We start from the raw sequence: 1,872 nt of genomic DNA on the forward strand, positions 1-1,872 counted from the left end.
AAAAAAAATCAAATTTTTGCTAAAGCTCAGAGAACAAGCGCCGATAAACACTTCGAATGCGAATTCTAGGGGCGCCTGAGCTGCAGGCCCTGAACGTCGCAAGCTCAGGCAAATACTAGGTACTCGGGAGACGCCCAAATGGCACTTACAGTCAACACAAACATTGCTTCGCTCAACACCCAGCGCAACTTGAACGCCTCGTCCAACTCGCTGAATACCTCGCTGCAACGTCTGTCTACTGGTTATCGCATCAACAGCGCCAAAGACGACGCCGCTGGCCTGCAAATCTCCAACCGTCTGACCAACCAGATCAGCGGTTTGAACGTAGCAACCCGCAACGCCAACGACGGTATCTCGCTGTCGCAAACCGCTGAAGGTGCGTTGCAGCAGTCGACCAACATTCTGCAGCGTATTCGTGACCTGTCCATTCAGGCAGCCAACGGTTCGAACAGCGACACTGACCGTGCCGCTCTGCAAAAAGAAGTGTCGGCCCAACAAGCTGAATTGAGCCGTATCGCTGACACCACCACCTTCGGTGGTCGCAAACTGCTCGACGGTTCGTTCGGTACTACCAGCTTCCAAGTGGGTTCCAACGCTTACGAAACCATCGACGTTTCGCTGAAAAATGCTTCTTCCACCTCGCTGGGTTCGTACCAGATCGGTGGCGGTGCAAGCACCAACAGCGCCGGTACTTCGGCAGCTGGTGGTACTGTTGCAGCAAGCATCGGCGCTAGCGGTGCGGCTTTCGCAGCTAACACCATCACTGTTGTTGGTGGCGGTCAGACCAAAGATGTGGCCATTACTTCGGGCGACAGCGCGAAATCCATCGCTGCCAAGTTCGACGGTGCTGTAGCGGGCTTGAGCGCTACTGCTCGTAACGTGGTTCAGGCTGGCGTGAGCATCACCTCCGGTGCTGCAAGCTTCTCCCTGAGCGTTGGTAGCCAGTCTGTTGCCATCGTCGGTGTAACTGACGCAAAAGGCCTGGCTGACCAGATCAACTCGAACGCCGGTAAGCTGAACGTAACGGCTAACTACGATTCGAAAACTGACAAAGTGACCATTACTTCGGCCACTGGTGAAGACATCGTCTTCGGTGCTGACACTGCTTCGGCTACTGGTAGCATTGACCTGGCAGCACAAGGTTCCGACGGCACCTTCGGCGGAACTACTAACGTGGCAGCTGCTGGCGGCAAGGCGATTGGTTATGTTCAACTGAACTCGCCAACCTCCTACGCACTGACCGGTACTACTACTGAAGTGTTTGGTACCCAGGCGTCTACACTGAACACCGTAGCTGATGTGGATATCTCGACTGCCGACGGTGCTCAGCGCGCAATCGCTGTAATCGACAACGCTTTGCAGAACATCGACAGCCAGCGTGCCGACCTCGGTGCTGTACAGAACCGCTTCGACAACACCATCAGCAACCTGCAGAATATTTCTGAAAACGCTGATGCTGCTCGTAGCCGGATCAAAGACACCGACTTCGCAGCTGAAACTGCAACACTGTCGAAGAACCAAGTGCTGCAACAAGCTGGCACCGCGATTCTGGCTCAAGCTAACCAGCTGCCACAATCGGTACTCAGCCTGCTGCAATAACGCAGGAAGAGTCGCCAAAAAACAATGGGGGAAAGGGGCTAACCCTTTCTCCCATTTGGCCATTGTGAGGTATCCAAAATGGATGTTTCGAATATTTCGTCTGTTGCTGCTCTCCCCAAGCAAACGCGTGATGGGGCTACTTCGGTAGGTTCGGGTCAGCAGGCTGCAAAGGATTTGAAGCCAAGCGGTAGTTCGGATTCCACCACCACCGACGCTCAGGCAGACAGCGGTAGCATTGATGCAGCAGTTGCTGACATTCAGTCCTTCGTGCAA

2 protein-coding genes are annotated in these 1,872 nt (G+C 54.4%); both read left to right on the forward strand.

The annotated features are described in order from the left end of the window. The first annotated feature begins 138 nt into the window (after positions 1 to 138). The gene (locus AAAB16_RS13855; RefSeq protein WP_340663840.1) at positions 139 to 1,599 is read left to right on the forward strand and encodes a flagellin; all 1,461 of its coding nucleotides are present in this window, start codon (positions 139 to 141) and stop codon (positions 1,597 to 1,599) included. 78 nt (positions 1,600 to 1,677) lie between these two features. Beyond that, positions 1,678 to 1,872: hypothetical protein (locus tag AAAB16_RS13860; protein ID WP_340663841.1), on the forward strand; the 195-nt coding region annotated here is incomplete at its 3' end.

Source organism: Pseudomonas sp. (assembly GCF_037994325.1).
Taxonomy (GTDB): Bacteria; Pseudomonadota; Gammaproteobacteria; order Pseudomonadales; family Pseudomonadaceae; genus Aquipseudomonas.